Source organism: Photobacterium alginatilyticum, from assembly GCF_009910675.1.
In the GTDB taxonomy this organism is placed as follows: Bacteria; Pseudomonadota; Gammaproteobacteria; order Enterobacterales; family Vibrionaceae; genus Photobacterium; species Photobacterium alginatilyticum.
In genome coordinates this window covers 69,280-88,855 of sequence record NZ_RSEJ01000018.1, presented here as the reverse complement: position 1 = coordinate 88,855, position 19,576 = coordinate 69,280, and the positions used below count along the sequence as shown (strand labels likewise).

The 19,576-nt window shown below is 43.0% G+C and carries 16 protein-coding genes; 8 read left to right on the top strand and 8 right to left on the bottom strand.

Features of this window, described 5'->3' with window-relative positions; genetic code table 11:
* Positions 1–249 precede the first annotated feature (249 nt).
* From EIZ48_RS16800 to EIZ48_RS16780, 5 genes are all read left to right on the top strand, one after another.
* Positions 250–1,092, top strand: a complete 843-nt coding sequence (locus EIZ48_RS16800; RefSeq protein ID WP_128786549.1) for an SRPBCC family protein — start codon at positions 250–252, stop codon at positions 1,090–1,092.
* Between the two features lie 246 nt (positions 1,093–1,338).
* Positions 1,339–2,013: a site-specific integrase gene (locus EIZ48_RS16795; RefSeq protein ID WP_160653779.1), complete on the top strand. Its 675-nt coding sequence runs from the start codon at positions 1,339–1,341 to the stop codon at positions 2,011–2,013.
* A 4-nt stretch (positions 2,014–2,017) separates the two neighbouring features.
* Complete coding sequence (locus EIZ48_RS16790) at positions 2,018–2,209, top strand: hypothetical protein (protein WP_160653776.1); 192 nt, start codon at positions 2,018–2,020, stop codon at positions 2,207–2,209.
* A gap of 281 nt (positions 2,210–2,490) precedes the next feature.
* Positions 2,491–2,961: a GIY-YIG nuclease family protein gene (locus tag EIZ48_RS16785; protein WP_160653774.1), complete on the top strand. Its 471-nt coding sequence runs from the start codon at positions 2,491–2,493 to the stop codon at positions 2,959–2,961.
* A 199-nt stretch (positions 2,962–3,160) separates the two neighbouring features.
* The gene (locus EIZ48_RS16780; protein ID WP_160653771.1) at positions 3,161–4,111 is read left to right on the top strand and encodes a hypothetical protein; all 951 of its coding nucleotides are present in this window, start codon (positions 3,161–3,163) and stop codon (positions 4,109–4,111) included.
* Positions 4,112–4,370: 259 nt separating this feature from the next.
* On the opposite strand, the gene EIZ48_RS16770 is transcribed toward EIZ48_RS16780, so the two are convergent.
* Positions 4,371–4,799 carry a hypothetical protein gene (locus EIZ48_RS16770; RefSeq protein ID WP_160653766.1) on the bottom strand — a complete coding sequence of 143 codons (429 nt, stop codon included), beginning with the start codon at positions 4,797–4,799 and terminating at the stop codon, positions 4,371–4,373.
* Positions 4,800–5,297: 498 nt separating this feature from the next.
* Here EIZ48_RS16770 and EIZ48_RS16765 point away from each other — a divergent pair, with 498 nt between their 5' ends.
* The gene (locus EIZ48_RS16765) at positions 5,298–5,942 is read left to right on the top strand and encodes a recombinase family protein (protein WP_017052152.1); all 645 of its coding nucleotides are present in this window, start codon (positions 5,298–5,300) and stop codon (positions 5,940–5,942) included.
* 241 nt (positions 5,943–6,183) lie between these two features.
* On the opposite strand, the gene EIZ48_RS16760 is transcribed toward EIZ48_RS16765, so the two are convergent.
* Complete coding sequence (locus EIZ48_RS16760; protein ID WP_160653763.1) at positions 6,184–6,579, bottom strand: hypothetical protein; 396 nt, start codon at positions 6,577–6,579, stop codon at positions 6,184–6,186.
* A gap of 623 nt (positions 6,580–7,202) precedes the next feature.
* On the bottom strand, positions 7,203–7,613 hold the full coding sequence (locus EIZ48_RS16755; RefSeq protein ID WP_160653760.1) for a c-type cytochrome: 411 nt from the start codon (positions 7,611–7,613) through the stop codon (positions 7,203–7,205).
* 598 nt (positions 7,614–8,211) lie between these two features.
* Between EIZ48_RS16755 and EIZ48_RS16750 the strand changes: the two genes are divergently transcribed.
* Positions 8,212–8,868, top strand: coding sequence for a TVP38/TMEM64 family protein (locus EIZ48_RS16750; RefSeq protein ID WP_160653757.1), 657 nt, complete (start codon positions 8,212–8,214; stop codon positions 8,866–8,868).
* 956 nt (positions 8,869–9,824) lie between these two features.
* Entirely contained in the window at positions 9,825–12,578 is a 2,754-nt protein-coding gene (locus EIZ48_RS16745; RefSeq protein ID WP_160653754.1) for a cation-translocating P-type ATPase, read from the top strand.
* Positions 12,579–12,922: 344 nt separating this feature from the next.
* Here the strand turns inward: EIZ48_RS16745 and EIZ48_RS29090 are convergent, their stop codons facing one another.
* From EIZ48_RS29090 to EIZ48_RS16725, 5 genes are all read right to left on the bottom strand, one after another.
* Positions 12,923–13,066 carry a hypothetical protein gene (locus EIZ48_RS29090; RefSeq protein ID WP_192928609.1) on the bottom strand — a complete coding sequence of 48 codons (144 nt, stop codon included), beginning with the start codon at positions 13,064–13,066 and terminating at the stop codon, positions 12,923–12,925.
* 568 nt (positions 13,067–13,634) lie between these two features.
* Entirely contained in the window at positions 13,635–14,525 is an 891-nt protein-coding gene (locus tag EIZ48_RS16740; RefSeq protein WP_160653751.1) for a LysR family transcriptional regulator, read from the bottom strand.
* Positions 14,526–14,738: 213 nt separating this feature from the next.
* On the bottom strand, positions 14,739–16,112 hold the full coding sequence (locus EIZ48_RS16735; protein WP_160653748.1) for a serine hydrolase domain-containing protein: 1,374 nt from the start codon (positions 16,110–16,112) through the stop codon (positions 14,739–14,741).
* Between the two features lie 861 nt (positions 16,113–16,973).
* Positions 16,974–19,142 carry an AAA family ATPase gene (locus EIZ48_RS16730; protein WP_160653745.1) on the bottom strand — a complete coding sequence of 723 codons (2,169 nt, stop codon included), beginning with the start codon at positions 19,140–19,142 and terminating at the stop codon, positions 16,974–16,976.
* The gene (locus tag EIZ48_RS16725; RefSeq protein ID WP_160653742.1) at positions 19,139–19,576 is read right to left on the bottom strand and encodes a VPA1267 family protein; all 438 of its coding nucleotides are present in this window, start codon (positions 19,574–19,576) and stop codon (positions 19,139–19,141) included. Before EIZ48_RS16725 ends, EIZ48_RS16730 begins: the two co-directional genes overlap by 4 nt.

Genomic DNA, 19,576 nt, shown 5'->3' with positions numbered 1-19,576 from the left:
GAAATACGACTGTTAACAAGGGGGCCGTGGCCAACAAAGCGCACATTTTTTAGCATGCTAAAACGGAAGCCAGGTAGCGGTGACATTGCACCGTCACTTCTATCTGGTGTGCTAACAATAATTTGCCACTTCACTTTTCATGCTTCAACGGATTGACGTCTCAGTTCACTAGCGCATAATTTGACTTATTTTTTCTCATGCCCGTATTGTGTCGATAGGATCGCGGTAACCAAAGATAGAGGAATAAAGGTGTCTAGTGATGTGGATTTGGTAGTAGAAGCTATCAACGGACTAAAGTCGAATGTATTTAAAGATTATATTTTCCCAATCGGAACATTAGGAATTTCAGCGTTTGTAGGGCTAAAAACTTCATTCTATGCTATCCGTTATTCAGAGGATGTAAAAGCTGACATCCATAAAATCAAAGTTCTTAATCAAACGCTGTTATCAGCGAATCAAATACGTAGTTCTTTAATGGCAATTAAAACTAATTATTACGGAAAAATACAGTCGCACCCTATTCAGCGAGCACTAGCAATACCTCCGTTAGCAAGTACGCCGATTATCCCTCAATTCAATCCTGTTGATTTATCCTTCCTTGCAGATCAAATTTCTTTGAACAACTTGGAAGAACATAAGTGGATCCGTATCGAGTACATCGATACTTTATTTAGGAACTTTCACAATGTTGTACAACAGTGGCAGTTACTAACTAATGAAAAACGTAGTGTAGCACCGCAATTAAATGGGCTTATGGGAATAGGTTTAAATACTGAACAACTGATTAATGCTCTTGGTCGAGAAAAGCTATGTAAGTTGATTGACCTAACGGAACAGACCCTACTTCTTACAGATCAGCTTCTTATAGAGATTAGTTGCTTTTTGATTGCATTTCCTGACATTAGCGGCGAGTTTGTGAGTAAACAAAATCGCAAAAGATATGGAGGCATGTTGAGATTTGAACTGCCCGATAAGTCAGATGCAAAATCACTTCTATCGGCTTGCCCACCTTTAGATTTCGCTGAATGCGCTAGTGTACTCGGTACGACAATAGAAGAGTTAAAGCATCGGTATCGGCCTATTTACGTATAAGTACTAGTGTAACAGGTGTCGCCTATCCGACAACAACGCGTTTGCATGCTTCCCCCTTATGTACCAAGCCACCTGGCAACATTCCCACCATGACCTAACATCACTACCTTTCAGTCAAGATATCTAACTTTTGCTGTGCAAGTGTTGTTGTAAATTTCATATATACGAAAATACAACATTAAATTGCATGGTAAAGGGTTGTGTTGTAATATGACCATATGAAACAAATACAACATGAAGCTTGTGATGCCAATTGAGAAGTTGCTGAATGAAAGAGATGTACAAGAACTTATTAATGCCAACAGCTATGGTGAATACGCTCATCGAAATGTTGCGCTATTAATGGGTGGGTTGTATTGGGGATTATTGCCTATTGAGCTATCTAAGCTTAAGTTAGAACATGTTATGCATCAAAGCGGTGAATTCTTTAAGGTTTGGGTGCTACCCAAACATGTGGCTTACAATGGCGTTGCCAGAGAACTCCAAACAAGTGATCACATACTACAAGTGTTTGAATCTTATGTTGAATGGAGGATAGGAAAATCTATTGGTGTGAGTAACCTATCTTCATACCGTGGATTATCACCCGACACAGCTTTTTTTCGTAATGACCGAGGTGAGCCGTTTGCTGTTACTGGCAGCCTGCGAAATGGAACTACTTACTATCAGCCACGATCGATGACTGAAATGCTAAAACGGTTTATAGCAAAAACATCGCTTCAGGGAGTAACACCAAGCACATTAAGGGATAGTTGGATCAAACAGATGTGGGATCTTGGCTGTGGTTATAGCGATTTACAAGCTATTAGCGGCATTCAAAGTAAATCGACTCTTGATCGAAAGGTACGGCCAACCGAACACGAGTTAGAAGGTGTATTCAAATCTATTTATGGCAGAGTTAAGTTTCCAAAAGAAGGATAGGAATATGTGGGCGTTTAAGTCGCAATGGCAGAAGTGGTTCATGGGCTTTGTATCCATTGTATTTGGTGGGCTGTTGGTTGAATTGTTAGGTTCACTTTGGCCGTTAGCTTTTGCTGGTTCCGCAGCAGTATTACTAAGCTGGCCGCTAATAAAATCTATCGGGTATGTCGTCGTGACTGGTCATTACCCGAAGTAAATTGGAGTGGGAAAATGACTGCACGCAGAAAAGCTTTTAACTGGATACTCTGTATTATCACTAGTTTTTGGGTATGGAAAAGCTTTGCTCAAATACCATCTATCAGAGTTGGGGTAACTTTATTGGCGGCAGGGATGATGGTACTCGTCACATTGATCGTAAACTCTAAGAATTAGTGGACTCAAGATTGTCAATTTTGGCATTGCCATCATGGGTGATAAAGGTCAGAAAATCGTAGAACACTTAGCGGCATCAAGCCAAAAATCAAAGTGAGAAACAATATGAGCGTTCAACTCCCTCAAGAGTTTCAAGGATATGGATATATCTATTTGTTCGTAAATGAAAATAACCCTAATGAGATTAAAATAGGCTTTTCTAAAGATCCTATTACAAGGCGGCAACAACTTCATACTACGGGTACAGCACAGCCAATGTATATTAAGTACCTATGGGCAGTTAAGGATATGCGAGAAGCTGAAAGGGTCGCACACTATCGTATGAGGGGGCATCGAATAAATGATCAAAGAGAGTTTTTTAACATAGTGACTGAGGATGGTGCACTAGAACTAGAAGTTCCTCATCAGCATTATGGTGGCCATGACCTGGCTGATGTCTACTTAGATTGCCTTAGAAATTTAATTGAAGATGACTGGGAATACTGTGGTATCCACTATGAGCGTAAAGATATTAGTGAGGTAGTAGAAAAATATAATTTTGATCAAGTAATGTCTAAAAAATACAACTCTTTTTGATAGTGGGACACGTTGGAATATGGCGACAGATTACGAATCTCCACGATGCTATCTGATAGCTCCAGAATATTTGATCAAGCGACGCAGTTTTGGCCTGTTGAGCACTATCCTCAAGTAGTATGGATAGGTCGTACACCGCAACTAAATAGAAACACCCAATAAAATTTCAAATCGGCACTCTTACTTATAGGGCTTTATTATGGAATGGCTAAAGTACATAGTTTGGGTTATCACGTTCGGGACAACCTTTGCTGGAGCTTGGATTTTCGAGTTCACATCTCCCAATCAGAGCACTGGTAGAAAGGAAGTCACTAAACCAGGCTATGTGGCCATGTTTTTAGTTCTAATTGGGGGAGCGCTTGGATTGTATCTGACCTATCAAGGCGACCTTGACAAGCAACGTGCTAGGAACAATAGCGAGCGGTACCAAGAGCAAAGTGACCATTTTCAGAAAGAGAGTGAGAGGTTTCAAGAGGAGGCTCAGAAAGCCTTTGCAAAGGCTGATAAGGATAGAGAAGTAATATTCGAATTACTGACAGTACTTAACAACAATAAGGACTCTCTAAACATGACCGATAGGCTCCGTGTCGCCAAAGTTGTAAATGAGAGTTCTGAGTTAGAGGCAGTTTACCCTGATTTGGCTAAAAGCCTTGATGAGGCTAATTCTATTGAGGGTATAGTTGATATCGCTAAGGAGATAGCCGAACGAAACGTCGAGGTTAGATTTGACACAGGTCGTGCTGGTTGCTCGGCACAATTTGACCGTGACGAGGCTGGCTATATCACGGATCTTACATCAGGCCGCCTTTCATTGTTAGTTCGAGCCAGCCCATATGAGAGCTACTTTAAATTCATGGATCTTGACCACTATACGAAGTCACCGGATGAGAAAACGAATTGGAGAGGAGTGGTCACATTTAACTTCACAGACCGTTCCATTGATTCACGCTGTACCACGCCCACTTCGAGTGGCTGCAAAATAACGCTTAGCGACGGCAGTTCTAACACCAAGCGACTTTTCTCACAATTGAGGGATGATAGCCTTCTTTCAATTGAAGCGCCTCGCGTAAATGGCAGCAAGTCGAAATACTCATTTACCGATGAGGCCAGTGATGAGCTCCGAAATCGTTTTAAGTGCATTCTCATTTAAGCTGCTCCAGTTGGTCAGCCTCAACTTAACGATAGTCATCATCACTGCTTTGGTTGGTTTATATTATTGGTTCTCTGGTGATATTGAAGATTTGTAGGAGTGGAAAATGGCCGGTGCAATTTTATAGCTGTTCGTCTTTTCCACGTTGCCGATATACACAACAATTACCACAGTGACGTATTCCAGGTGGGCATTGATAAAATTAAACTGTATTCATGTCAATTCACATTTTCAATCAATGCTCACTTTGCATTTTATTTTAGTTCTGGCATGTGCCTACAAATACTAGTTCATTATCAGACAACTGTAGCCTTATCGCATTTGCATTAATAGCTTCACCGCCGATACTCAGCAGATTGGAATAATTCGCACCTTTCAGTTGTGCACCAGTAAAGGTTTTACGTTGTGTTTTCTGGTGTTTAATGGTGTCGGTCAGATAAACAATATAGTTATGACTACTTATCACTTTACTTGTGACAGGTAGATAAAACTCATTATTATTAGTGCAATAAGGTTGGCTAGCCACATAACCTTTATCAACAATCGCCCCTGAACCACAATCCACACAACTTCGTGCCGCATCAACATAACCAAGATCAACTGCATCGTTTAACCCATTTGCCGCAAAAGCAAATGAGCTAATAATCGACAAAGCTATTACTGATATTATTTTTCCTTTGACATTCATCGCAACCGTCCTTTTCAATTGAGTATTTTCTAGTAAAATCAGAAGTCTTCGTAAGATAGTAGATTCCGGCCTATAGGAACTATTGGTCCAAACCAGCCACGTTAAGGCGCCAGCGCCTCAAGTCTCCATACTGAAACATTTCAAAAACGATTAAATTCCAGCAAAAGCATTCTAAACCCAATATGCATCATGTTCAATATCATTGCGTAACATGAAGATCGTCTGGAATAAGGGGCTTTGTTGAAGTACTAAAACGGGTTTGTTGCCCATTTCAGCAGAAAATCCATAGCTGGCTCTCAAGCCAAGTCCTGTAAGGGCTAACGGAATTACGACTCTTTAGGCATCGATACGATTAATCGTTTTTTGTTCAAATAAAACGCTGTGACTTTGGAGTATACCTATAGGTCACATGCTAAAATTGACACGAAAGCTATATTTGTCATAACCTATTTGTCACACTGCGTTAGATCATAACTTAAATGTCACTTTGAGAGAATTATGTACATCTTTGGTTACTTAAGAGCATCAACCTCTGATCAAAATGCAAAGCGAGCACAAAGAGCATTGCAGGAGTTTGTACAGCAAAAAGGCTTCCGAATAGCAGGTTGGTATATTGAGAATGAATCGGGAGCTTCATTACAAAGACCAGAACTGCTCCGATTACTTGATGATGCTGCAATTGGTGATGCAATCATCATTGAGCAAATTGATAGGCTTTCTCGTCTGGATGAGAAAAGCTGGTTTGCATTAAAAGAAATGTTGCACGAGAAAGAACTCAAAGTAATTAGTCTGGATTTGCCAACCAGTCATATTGCTTTCTCACCTCAAATCACTGATGAATTTACTGGATCGATGATCAAGGCAATAAATAGCATGATGATGGATATGTTAGCTGCTATCGCGAGAAAAGATTACCAAGACCGTCGCCGCCGACAGGCTGAAGGAATAAAGAAAGCCAAAGAGGAAGGAAAATACCGAGGAAGACAGGCAGACTTAGAACTACATGAAAAAATCTATCAGCTACGAGTTGTCAATAAGCTAAGCATTAGTGATACGGCCAAACTGACTAATGTATCAGGTCGTACAGTAATTCGGGTTGCTAATAAATGGGCAAATGAGCGAGCAGTAAAGTGCGATACTTAACAGACCTCTTCGTTCCATCGGGCTTTATACACCTAACTTGAACAAGGACATCAAACCTGTCTTTGTTCTAGCGAGTTTCTGCCCCTTTTCGCGTTAGAGTTAAAGCTCATTCACAGTACGTGAATGACAATTCGCTATATATTTTCTAATCTCAATTTCTGCGCTGAACAACGAAGAAGGTCTGCAACTGGCAGACCTTCGTTCGTGGTGCATAGAGCGACTGTTAAGTGAATTAAGGCTTTTACTCCGGTTTTTCACCTCTGTCTGTCCGCTTATAAATAGCCTTATTATCTACTGTCTTATGTGATAACAGACCAATTTCCAGTGATTCTAACTCTTTTCTGAAACTACGACCAAAAGCTCTAGGGCTCTCCACTTGAGCCCACGCTTCACCAAGTAATTCTGTAAGAGAAAACTCAGCGCCCTCATCTAACATAAATGCATTATGCAATGCTGCGTTCATTAAGCGACTTTGATCCACCTTTTTCACCTCCTCATCTTTCGCTACTTGCGCTTTAACCTGATTTTGAAGAGACAAACTTAATGCCTCTTCAATAGATACTCCTAGCTTATTTGCGAGCAGCGTAACATGAGATAAGTCTTCACCACTGAGCCTAATGAGTAGTTCTATAGCCATATAACCTCCTATAAGATACAAAATGGAACTAGATTGGACATAGAAGCAACTTCTATAAGATATCTATATCATTCTATGACTGGAATCATAGGTTAAACTTAAAAGCGTGTCAAATGGTGTATAGAATTTATTTTTATGGCTATTCTATACCTTTTTGAAAGTATAGAAGTGTCCTATCGAGGGATTGCGGCTAAAGACTTAAGGAAAGAGGTAGAGATCAAGTGAGGGGACAAACGGTTTTTGATGGCGGTTTGACAAGCTTTTGCCCCAAAACCATTTAGAGCCAAAGCTCACTCACATGCTGTTCATGTGATTTTACGATACATTTTCTAATCGTGCTTGTCGGTTTAGTGCGTATTCCGGCGAAGTTGAACACCTATTCAGGCTGAACGTGAACACTTAACTTCCGCTTCCCCCCTTTCCGAGTTAAAAAGCCTACTTTTAAAATGTACATGTGAATAGACTTGTGTTGTCCCCAATCAGAAATGTCACAGCTGATAAGCTTCCTACATAGGAGAGACGGCAGGGACATTGGACTTACATTACCCTATAGAAAGTATGAACAATAGTGCACACAACTCCACGGTTGCTCTCAAAGACTCTTTGACTATTCTCGTACTCAACTATTTCTTAATACTTTGAGTATCTGAAGGGAATCCTGCTCGCATAAATGTGATAATCTTCCACATCTCACTCCTTGATAGCTGGCCTTTATATGCTGGCATGGCTGTTCCGAAGGCTTTTCCACCCTCAGATATTGACCAAAGTAAATATTCATCCACTGCCATGGGCATCTGGATCATATACGCCAGAAGTGCTGGAGAAGGATTTAGTGAATTAGCAATCTCTCCATCACCCATACCTTGTGCACCATGACAAGTCGAACACTTCTGTCGGTACAATTCGCCACCTTTTCGCACTACATCAGGCTCTTGTACAAACGGGTTTCTTACATTTCGATATTCTTGTGGAATGCTTGAATGCATAAAAGTCCAATGTCTTGTCATTCTCTGTCGCTGCCCAGGATTCATCATACCTGGCCCCCACATTTCGCGCTGAGTCCACTTGGGGTTCCATCTATCGTTGCAACACGCTGGCTGTGATTGAGCGCTGGCAGGATCACTATAGGTTGGCAGTAAAACCAAAGCAGCGAAGACACCGAGGATTGGTAGTATACAAAACTTACGACACGTAACTGTCATTTTGCTCTCCTTTTTCTGGACATTTTGAGTTTAGTTTGTGCCTGTTGTATTCTGTGTAGCAGTGCTTAAATTTAGACTTGCATTAGACGTGACAAATCGGCAAGTTCCTCCGCAACTCCTTCATCAAGTTTATGAACTCTTGATTCAATCAATCTTTAAATTCCATGACACACAAAAATATGTTCATTGCATTCATACAAAGGATAATTTGCCTGTATCGGTATTCAAGGTAATGAAACTCATAAAGGTCGAGTTGATCACACATCTATAAAAACAATACCCAAAAGGGACTAATTGGTTGCGATTTAGCTTGCGGTAGAATCACTTTTCCTTGCACCTTAGAGGAGATGCTATGTAGCCCAATCATATTTCAATGCCAAGCATGCTGTCGTTCACTACAGGACAACTTGCCAAGGAGTATTAGATTCTTATGAAATCGGGAAAATCACTCCTTTACTACCTTCTGATTATTATTGTAATCGCCCTATTTCTTCTATGGGTTTGGCTGTATCACTTCAGCATGCCGCAGTCTCTCGATTGGGATCCTCAAAGAATTGTCGAGGTCGTAAAGCACTCAGGTATGGCTGGGCCACTGGTCATCATTGCAGCCATAGCAACAGCAATCGTGTTCAGCCCTTTGCCCAGTGCTCCCATAGCCATGGCTGCTGGTGCTATCTACGGACATTTTGAAGGTACTATTTATGTCTTTGTCGGTTCGCTAATAGGGGCATCAGCCGCCTTTGGAGTGGCCAGAGTACTGGGGCTTCAGGCTGCCCATGCCTGGTTGGATCAACGCTTTCCGGACTGGAAGCTGGGAGATCAGAAGCGGCTTATGTGGTTGGTTATGGTGACTAGGCTGATGCCCTTCATGTCTTTTGATCTGGTGAGTTATGTCGCTGGGGTTACCGTATTGAGTTATGGACGCTTTCTGCTTGCTACAGCGGTGGGTATCCTTCCGGCCTGCTTTTTATTAGCGTATTTGGGTGAAGCGGCAATAGAGCAGTCTTTTACTCTAAATGTGGTTGTTGTGATTGGCCTGTTGATTGCGGCGGGTATTTGGCATCTCCGTTCGGACAAAAATAGCTGATAATTGAAAACTTAGATAATTAGCTACCTACTTTAATGATCAGTAGTCCGACAATACTCGGATAGAAATGGGGTCTTTCCCCCTTACTCCTAGCATCAAGCAGAATTAGTCCATTTGGAGATAAGGAAATCTCAAATTAACGGCCGTGAAGTGGTCAAAATGTGATAATTCAATGATACAAAAAAATAGCGAATATATATAAGTAATAACCATTTCTTGTATTTTAAAACTTGAATGAAAAATTAAATATTCAGAGTTTCCCGTTTTCAAGCGAAGCTGTTTCAATCACGATACCAGCCGAACAGTATTTTTGTGAAGTGAGATACTTTTCCTTATTCGAAGTGTCTTGGTTAGAGCATAACCTCTAACTTATTTCTGTCCAGATATCAGTTTGGTTGCATTGGTATTGTTAGCAATTTTTGGTGCTTAGAGCTCTTTTTGGCAGGTCAACTTCTGTTCGATGATAAGCTCAAAAACTTAGATGTTTGTATCTACCATTTGATCTAACTTTTCGCTGCCACTCACCTTCATTCAAATGCAAAAAAAGCCAAAAATCTTAGATGATTTAGATAATCGGCTCAGAAGCCCCGCCATCACTGGGTTTTCTAAGTTTTCAATCTAAATTTTAGTTACATGTGTTTGTTTTGTGATACACGTTTAACAGCGAGAAGCTTTCTTAAGTAACTAACCATCGCCAAGTCACAGGCCTTCCCATTAGCACCCCTGCAGAGCTCACGCTTGGTTAGGGAGCTATCGACTCTCGGTGGATCGGTTCGCTACCGTTATTTTTAAATCAATTAGTTCAGCAGCTCTAAGATGTTTTGGAAGGGAAGCCCTAACATAATCGGTTTTTTAAACACACTTTCTGCTCGTAGAATACAGCTTATGAAAACAGTTGTTCATGCTATGTGTTTCATTAGCAATTAATGGTTGGAAAATACTATTTGGAGCGTTCAATGACAAAAAAGTGGTTTACCGAGCAGGTCGATAGCACCTTGTCGAAGATGGGTACAACAGTCGAGCAAGGTTTATCTGCTGAAGAAATAGCTGATCGTCAAGCACGATATGGCAACAATGAACTTGAGGAGCAGGATAAGAAAAGCGCTTTTGAGCTGTTCTTGCACCAGTTCAAAAACCCCCTCATCTTTATTCTTGGTATAGGAGCCGGTGTTTCCTTCTTTACCGGGCACTTAATCGACGCCGTTGCTATTACGGTCATCATCTTTATCAACGCACTAATCGCGTTCTGGCAAGAATTTAAAGCACAGAAAGGAATGGAGGCGCTACGGGAAATGGCAGCCCCTGTCGCTCAGGTTCGACGTGATGGTGAGTGGGTGGCGGTACTCGCCAAAGAGCTTGTACCAGGTGATATTCTGAAAATTCACACCGGTGACATATTGGCTGCCGACGTGAGGATTATAGAAGCTAACCGCCTTTCGATTGACGAAGCGGCGCTGACCGGAGAATCAGAACCTGTAGACAAAACAGTGTCTGTGCTGGCAGATGAGCACATCGGTTTGGGTGATCAGAAAAACATGGGCTTTATGACCACGATGGTGACATCGGGTACTGGCCTGGGTGTCGTGACTGCAACTGGTATGAAAACAGAAGTGGGCCACATTGCAGACATGATGGCGAACACCGAAGAAACCAAGACTCCGATGCAGATACGCATGGACACCATCGCAAAAACGTTGATGGCGGCTGCATTGGCTGTTGTAGCGGTTATCTGTGTTTTCGGTCTGTATCAGGGGATGCCTTGGCTCGAAATTATCAATACCGGTATTTCTCTATCTGTTGCAGCGATTCCGGAAGGTTTGCCAACCGTTATCTCCATCGTGCTAACCATGGGTTCTACCCGGATGGTGAAGAGCAACGCATTAGCAAAACAGTTATCAGCGATAGAAACGTTGGGTTCGACGACAGTTATCTGCTCTGATAAAACCGGTACGTTAACTCAGAACCAAATGCAAGTTATGAAGGCGTATGATACGAGTGGAAGATACTGGGATGTAAGTGGAAAAGGGTTTAGCCCAGAAGGGGAGTTCAAACCAGTTGATCACTATACTAACGTGAAGAACAGCCCTGAAATGCTGTTGGGACTGAAAATAGCGACGCTTTGTAATGATGCTGAGTACATTCAAGATGCCGGAAGATCGACTGTCAGAGGAAACCCTACCGAAGGTGCGCTGATCGTTGCAGCGGCAAAAGCAGGGTTGCAGCAAAAACAAATGTTTGACAGTGGTGATTACACTATTGTTGAAAAGTTTCCATTTGACTCCGAGCGCAAGATGGCTTCGGTGGTTGTCAAAACGAAAGACGGCAAGCATTTCCTGGCGCTCAAGGGAGCACCGGATGTCGTGCTTAACCATGCATCTGGCGTTATGGTCGATGGTGAAACTATTGCTCTGAATCAGACAACATCTGATGGTAACTTGGCTCTTGCGATCAGTCCGGCTGAAAAGTTGGTGAATCTGTATGATGCTGCGATTCAAGACTTTGCTCATCAGGCGCTTCGGACTCTGGCTGTTGGTTTTCGTGAACTCTCTGAAGCTGACTTAAGTAAGGATTACACAGAACTCGAAAGCGATGTAACAGTACTGGGGTTATTTGGGATCATGGATCCACCACGCCCCGAAGTGCGAGATGCAGTAAACAGCTGTTATGAGGCAGGTGTTCGTACTGTAATGATCACCGGTGACCATGCACTCACGGCAGCCGCCATTGCCAGAGAGATTGGCATTATTCGCTGTAATGATGATTTGGTTGTGACAGGCAGTGAATTGGATGATATGAGCGATGAAAAACTTCAGGAGATCTGTCCTAAGGTTGCTGTGTTTGCTCGTGTTACTCCAGAGCATAAACTTCGCATTGTACAAGCACAGCAGTTCAATAACGAAGTTGCGGCGATGACCGGTGATGGGGTGAACGATGCTCCGGCACTTCGTCGTGCAGATATTGGCGTTGCGATGGGGATCACGGGCACTTCAGTTGCAAAAGATTCTGGTGACCTAATATTGTTGGATGACAACTTCAGCACCATTGTAAAAGCGGTGCGTCAGGGGCGTCAGATCTTCGATAACCTACGTAAATTTATTCGTCAGGCACTTACCGCCAACGTGGGTGAAGTCTCGGTGATTTTGTTTGCGTTCTTAGCGATGGGGCCAGAAACCGTACTGCCACTGACACCATTAATGATTCTTTGGATCAACCTGGTATCTGATGGTCTGCCTGCCCTTGCACTGGGTGTTGAGCCAGAAGAGAAAGACCTGATGGAGCGTAAACCACGTAAAAGAAACGAAAGCTTCTTTGGTGATCACTTGGGAACTCGGATCATTTTGCGAGGCTTGGCTTTAGGTGGTATGAGTTTCCTCGCATTTAGCTGGGCGCTCGGAGCTGGGTACAGCGCGGCATACGCACAGACGGTGGCATTTGCAACGCTGATTTTTGCTCAGCTATGGCATTTATTCGACTCGAGAACATTTACTACTTTGTATCGTAAGAATCCATTTACCAATGTTTACTTGCTGGTAGCTGTCGTTATTTCATCAACCTTGTCACTAGGTGTGATTTATACCAGTGTTGGTCAGTTGATATTTAGTACAGAGGCATTAAGTGCGGTACACATGGTTGGTATTATATTGGCTTCATCGTTACCAACACTGGCTATTTCTTACCTGAAAGAGCGCACCAAAATTAAATTTGTCTAACTTGTGTGTTTACTCCCACACAGAAAATGACATGTAAGCAACTGAGGAGGTAATATATGGGAGATGAAAAGAACGCAACCAGAATCTTTGCGCGATTATTCTTAACTATATTTGCAGGTCTTTATATTTTTACTGTATTAAATGGTTAAAAATATCGGTTAATTAACTCAAGCAGCCATTTTTAATGGCTGCTTTTTTATGTTTTTAATTATAAATATATAACGTATTAATGTATCTTATTCTTTTGACCATTTTTGAATTGAATTAATATCGGATAAAAAAAGGCAGCTACTTATAGCTGCCTTTGGTCGTTTTATGTGATTTATCCTTGCTTTTTCAATGGATTAATCGCCACTTTCCAGCCCCGCAATGAGAGCCAGATCACCAGCGCTTGCCCCAGTGACAAATGTCAAACTGGCAATTAATAAGATCAGTGTGTATTTACCAGCAATGATAGCCATACCTAATGTATTAATTATATTACTCATGTATCTACCTCTCTTTTAAATGGTGGGAAATAGAACTCAACTGCTAGATTTATATTAACATCGTTTGCTTTGAATTTGGTAAATTTCGTGTAGATAATTAATGTTTTTATCGCAACTTGATATTTGACGTCTAAGTAAGTCGAGATAATTGTTATTTTAGTGGTAATGTAAAATGTGTTAGATATTTATAATTCTGTTTGTATGGATTTCTAATGGTTGTTTAAAATATCAAGTTCAGATTATCTCAAAACTAATTATGAGAGGCTAATGCTTGTTTATGCCGCGACGTTAAATAGAACCACCACAGGCGCTTAAACTAGGCTCTGTTGATTTTATCAACTTTGGTACATTGCGATTTCGAGCCTATATCTCCGCTAAGCCTCCACTTGCAAGGCAAGAGCAGTTGTCAGTAGGCGATCTCAGGTTGGCAAAGCAATATATGACTGAAAGTGCGGCGATGGGAGGCTTGGGTGGTTACTCAGTCTCGATTTAAATACAGATTTGAGATCTGTCATCCTGGACACCTCTTAAGTACCGGCACCGGAAGATGTTTTGGTAGATATACGAGTCAGGCGAGGTAATCGCCTGCGTGATGGTCTAGCATATCTAATGCAAAACTGATCTCTTCCCTGGTGTTGCTGGCCAGCCCGAAAAACAAGCACACCCCGTGCTGGTAGCCTCGTGTTGCATCATCTAACTTTAACGGTTTCAAGTAGCCTGACTTTCTCCACGGCGTGGCCAAAGAGTCAGACAAGGCAATCCAACCACCATCAGCTAATAATTCTGTTGCTAACTCGACACTGCTAACTTTCTCAACAATGTTGGAAACCCTGAAAAAGCCCAAGTCCCCTTCGCTGGTATTTGGCAGCTCATACTGCGTCTCTAACCGCAGGTCATCTAGAGAAACGCTCTTGTTTTCGGCAAGGTGTGAGCGGGTATGAACATAGCCGCTTAGGGGTAAGTTACCGATATATTTGGAAGCAATTCTTGCCTGAGTTCTGGGGCTATTCTCAGTTGCCATTATCGCAATGTGGCACTCACCGTTCTCAATACAGCGGTAGGCGTTTTCACGGGAAGATGGAGCACAATTAATAGACATTCCGGGATAACGGTGTTTGATTGCTTTAATTGCTTTGGCGAGTAGCTCTACGGGAACATGCTCGTCGTGCAGCAAGACTAATTTGCCAAGTGGATCATCGAGCAATGAGAATGCGGTCAGCTCAAAGTCTTTAGCTTGCTTGCTTAAGTTTGTGGCGCGAGATATCAGTTTGTGGGCAGCGTTGGTTGGTTTAGCTTTACGCCCTTCTATTTGAAACAGGTCGACCCCGATTGTGTCCTCTAAGGTCACAACATGTTCGCGTATGGTACTTCGCTCCTTATTGGCTGCACGGGCGGCGGCGCTGTAAGAGCCATGCTGGTAAACAAGAGTAAAAGAGTGAACCTGCTCTAGCGAAATCATTCATTATCCCTAACTATCAGATGCTTAACCTATCTGGGGAGGACAATACACCATCGCAAGCTAAATGTCTGATGGCGTGCTCACAGGATTTCTTCTGTGATGGCCGGACAGAAGATTGTATGACATACCCAGGTATCTTGAGGCTGCCTGGATATAGAACAAAAAAGGCCTTAACGTAAAATTAAGGCCTTAAGAGTCAAGCTGGGGTGTGGATTATTTAGCCTGGTCTAGTAATTCAGCCACTTTCCTAAAGTAGGCCGGGGCTTTAATTTCACCATAAGGTGCGACATACGGCGTTGCCGAGAAGTAAACCGCGGCAAAGTCGCGCTCAGGATCGACGTAAATGCCCTGGCCGGTATTGCCGTGCTTGTACATGGCGCCGTCTTCGAAAATAAAGTCAAATTGGTAAGCAGCTTTGACCGGTTTTTCTTTAAACAGGCCTAATGCCTGCGTCTCTTTGTGGCCGCCGTCAAAGGCATCGGCGCTGCCTGCGCTGCGAATCTGCTTGAGCAGCGAAGGGGTGACTACTTGCTCGTGAGCAACCTTGTCCCAGCTTGGCGTATACAGGGTCGCGTATTTGGCAAAGTCCTCCAGGGTAGACGACATAATAGCCAGGTTCAGTGGGGTGCCATCTGGTGTCAGGTGAACCATAAGCGGCATACGAGCCCCCAGTTTGCCCCAAATACGTTCTTCTACAACGTCTGTCCAGCGCTTGTTGGTCACATTCTGGATAACCTGGCCAAGCACATGCGTGTTGAGCGAAGAGTAACGGAATCGCTCGCCCGGCTCTTCATTTTCAAGCGGCTGTACATCATTCAGCACGTCACGCCAAGTTTCACCCTCACTGCACCGTTCTGTAGTGCCCAGTGCAGAGCTGACAAAGCGTACAAAAACACCGTCGGGATCAAGAATGGAAGAGTTGTTCTCTTCGTGATCTAAGCCTGCGGTGTGGTTAACTAAATCCAGTACGGTGACTTTGTCCCATGCTGTGCCTTTCAGCTCGGGAACATATTTCGTTGCAGAGGCATTGAGTTCGAGTTTGCCTTCTTCAGCCAGCATCGCTGTGATCAGGCCGGTAATGGTTTTAGATGATGACATCCAAATGTGGGTATCGGCCGGGTTCATACCTGGGTATGCCTCATAAACCACCTTACCTTTGTGGATCATCATGACACCCTGGTGGCGGAAAGTCGGATGAACAAAATAATCATCCATTGTTAGTACGCCTTCGCTATCGGTCTTCACTACTATGTTGCCGATTTCACTGCTGAGGTTGCGTTCCAGTTCAATCTGTTGAGTAGCAGGATTGACCATATCTGTGCGCATAAAGCTGCTCCAGTTGGTCAGGTAGTATAGGGTGTGATCGCCCCCCATCTGAGCATGGAAGCTTTCAAAGCTGTCATAGGCACCTTGAACAAAGTCCAAGTCAAAATGTTTTTTTGCCGCACTGACCGGAAGTGTAACAGTGGCGCCAGGTGCAGCAAGATATTCTGCCAAGGGATGGTTAGCAGGAACATTTGCATTTGCAGCAAATCCGGACACCGATGCTATGGCAAGGACGAGGCTTTTAATTGCAAGTTTTTTCATATTTATCCCCAGGTAAGTTACGCTCTAGAACGAAATGAGCTTTTGTTTTACGCTGGTATATTAGCGATTATAAGCCAGCAAAAAATTCAATTATGTAGGGGATAGCACACCTAAAGAATGTAAAGGAAGTAATCCAATAAAAAAACTGAGCCATATAAGGGCTCGGGTTCGTAGCTTGATATTCGTTGTAGAAAAGCTTATCGAGGTAGGGGGTTTGGCATTCATATGCCGATTCGGCGTAAGATTTCATAGAGTAAGTCACTTTTCTCATTAGCCATAGTAATGCCAAGGGTGTAAGTTTGAGCTCAAGCTCTATCAAGCTTTTGTCCAGTGACGAGTCAGGGCGATCTGCTGTCAGGTGTGATCTGCTGTCAGGTTAGTATGTTTTGTCAGTATGTCAGTATGTATTAATTGGTTAAAGCTAACGGAAAGGAATTTGCTAGCTTAGCATCTGGTTTTCTTTGCGGTTACATCAAAGATCCATTCGACAATAGCGAACTGGAAGTTATCACTTATAAGAGTAAAGACTACAAATACTTGTCATCTGTCTTTCGGGTACGCCAACAACCAAACAGGCTTGCCACGTTGAACCAGTCTGCGAAACCTAACTACCTCGACAAGTTAAGATACGTGTTTGAAAGAACAACTGGCTCTATGAACGGAAACCTAAAACAATGGACTACAACTAATAGGCAAAGAGTGAGTTACAAACAAGCGCGCAGTATGGCCTTCAGCTTGTCGTTCAACTACCGGCACTTCTTGCTATGCCAGAACGCAGAAAAAAATGTGGACAACGCTCCGCGTTGACACACAGTTTATTTCCGCTTGCACCCGTAGTCACTCCACGAAGCCACAAGCATTTTAGTCTTTTAATAGTTCTACTAAGTAACTGTTGCGGCCATGTGCGTTGCTAGGGCGCTCAGTGATTTGTCTCAGGTCTTCAGCGCTTCCTACTATATGGATTTCGCTTTCCGCTCTCGTGAGAGCAGTGTAAAGCCATGCTCTATCAACAATTTTTCCTGTTTGGAGAGCGATAATGATTCGTGGGAACTGCGAGCCTTGAGCTTTGTGAAGAGTTATTGCATAGCCCAATTCTATACAATCCAGTACTGATTGCGTTATTTCAACCTTTTCACCTGTATCCAGCGTAACTTCACCGTAACTATCACCCACGGCATCAGCATTCGTTAACGTGCCAAGAGAACCATTCTGAATACCTTTATCGTAGTGATTTTGTGTAAACAGTATGGCGTCATTCAGCTTGAGGCCCAAGAAGAATCGATCTCCATGAATCTCAAATTCAAGCCTTTGGCCATCAGGGTTGACCGCTTCTTGTATTTGTTTGTTGATGCCCTTAACGAGTGCTTTAGTCGGAGCCATTACTCGACTGCTTGATGGTGATTGTTTGTATAAATCACAGCATGTCGAAGCTATGTCTTTTTTATCAGCCTCATGGAAATAGATCGCTCGAGTGGAGAGTTGTTTCGGTACTTCCCCTAGGTTAATGAGTTTCGAATACTCTGGTATGCCTGTAGACCCCTCTTGGCGCTTTACAATATCCAGCATAGTGTTTGCAATCGCTTTGGATTGAACGATATCAGCAAGCACTTTTCCACAGCCGATAGGGGGAAGTTGATCGGGGTCGCCCGTCAGGATGATTCTTACGGAAGGGTGGATATGAGTAACCAGGCGATACATGGTAGGCAAATCAACCATGCTTGCCTCGTCAATGACTAGTAAATGCTCTTGGTGATTAGCGCATGGTTCAATAGGTTTATCTCTGAGTAACTTAGCTATCGTTGAGGTAACAAAACCGATTGACTCATGCAAGCGCATAGCTGCGCGGCCACTTAAAGCAACTGCGTGAATCTTAAAGCCCATATAGTTATAGGCACGCAAAGCAATTCTAAGTACCGTAGTCTTTCCTGTACCTGCACCACCTGTAATACAGCTCAAGGTATTGTCTAAGCAGGTCATAACTGCTTCTGTTTGCTTTGTGGTTAGGTCATACGGAAGTTCCTTTACCGCACTGCAATACGCTTCGTTGGCGCGTTCATCAAAAAGGTCATCTCGAAAGGCGAGGGCTTTGAGTCTGCGTGCAACCACACTTTCCATTAGGAGTTGTGCAGTCGGATGATAAGCTCCTGTTTTGGGATTCAGTACAAATTGGGCTTTGTTGTAGCCAGCTTCAAATGCCTTAGCTACAAGTTCTTTTTCTTTCAGTAACTTATTTAATGTAGGCCGTACTTTACTCTGCACTGTATAAGTGTGACCTTTATCGATTTCTTTTCGGATAGCGACCTCAAGGGCAGCGCTTAACCGTCTGTCATCGGTCGGGGAAACTCTAAATGAGAGAGTTGAACTCGTAGCTATCGCATCAACGGATTGAAATGGCATGCCAAAACCGATCAATACGTAAGGGTTGTTCTTAATTGCTTCGATTGACTGTTCACCATGATGTTTTAACAAGCGCTGTTGAACACTGGCAGGGATTTGGGTTTCGGTCATCCAGTTACAATAAGCAAGATTTTTATACTTGGCGTAACCTTCAAACAGAGAATCAATAGAATCTTCGCTCAGAGTGTCTCTAAGGCGTTGTCTTGACTCTGGAGTATCATTAGCTACAACTGAATGAAAGTCTTTTCCTAATGACTCCCAGAGCGCCCTTGCCTTGATTTCGCCAATACCTTTAAAACTACTTTCCTTCGCAATAAAGCGGATTAACTGCTCACCTGTTTCTGGCAGACTACATTCTATGTGCTCTGGAGACTCGTAAGTATGCTGTTGCATCACATAATCACCGGTCTCCATATCTTCGACTAGTCTTGTTCCTTTTACTGTCCAGTGTTGGCCAATAGCTGGAAGCACAGGGATTGTGTCTGGATCAGCTTTTATGGTGACGTAGTATTTACCGCTGTTTATCTTGTAGGAGTTTTTCTTGAGAGGCACACCACTGAATATCACCATGCTTGATGAAGTAAAAGGGATACTGGTGACACGCATCTGATCTTCATGCATAGCAATATTCATCGTGGCATGAACCCCATTTCTGAGAGAACATCCGACAACTCCCCATAGCGCTCTAGCTTACTTTCTAGCTCTTGCACTTTCGCTTTGAGTTCGATATTTTCCGCTTCTATCACAGATAGGCGGTTAGCATCTAACGTTCTACGGTTTAACGTATTGTCATACTGCTTAGGCTTGTCCTTTGATTGTTTGGCTGATTTAGTCAAAGGTGGTAACACGCCCTCGTCACGCAGACTATCTTCCAACGCTTCTAAAGCTTTCCGCAATGCAGGGTTTTGATTCAATGCCGATTTCCCACAACCAACAGCCTTTGCTACCTCACCTCGATTGAGTTGGCCTCGAAAGATAATTTGCTTGAAGTCATCGTTCGTTTGAGTGGCTTTCCACGCTTCAAATGCATTAAAGTTTTGCTGTGCTTTTTGTTGCCCATTTGCCAT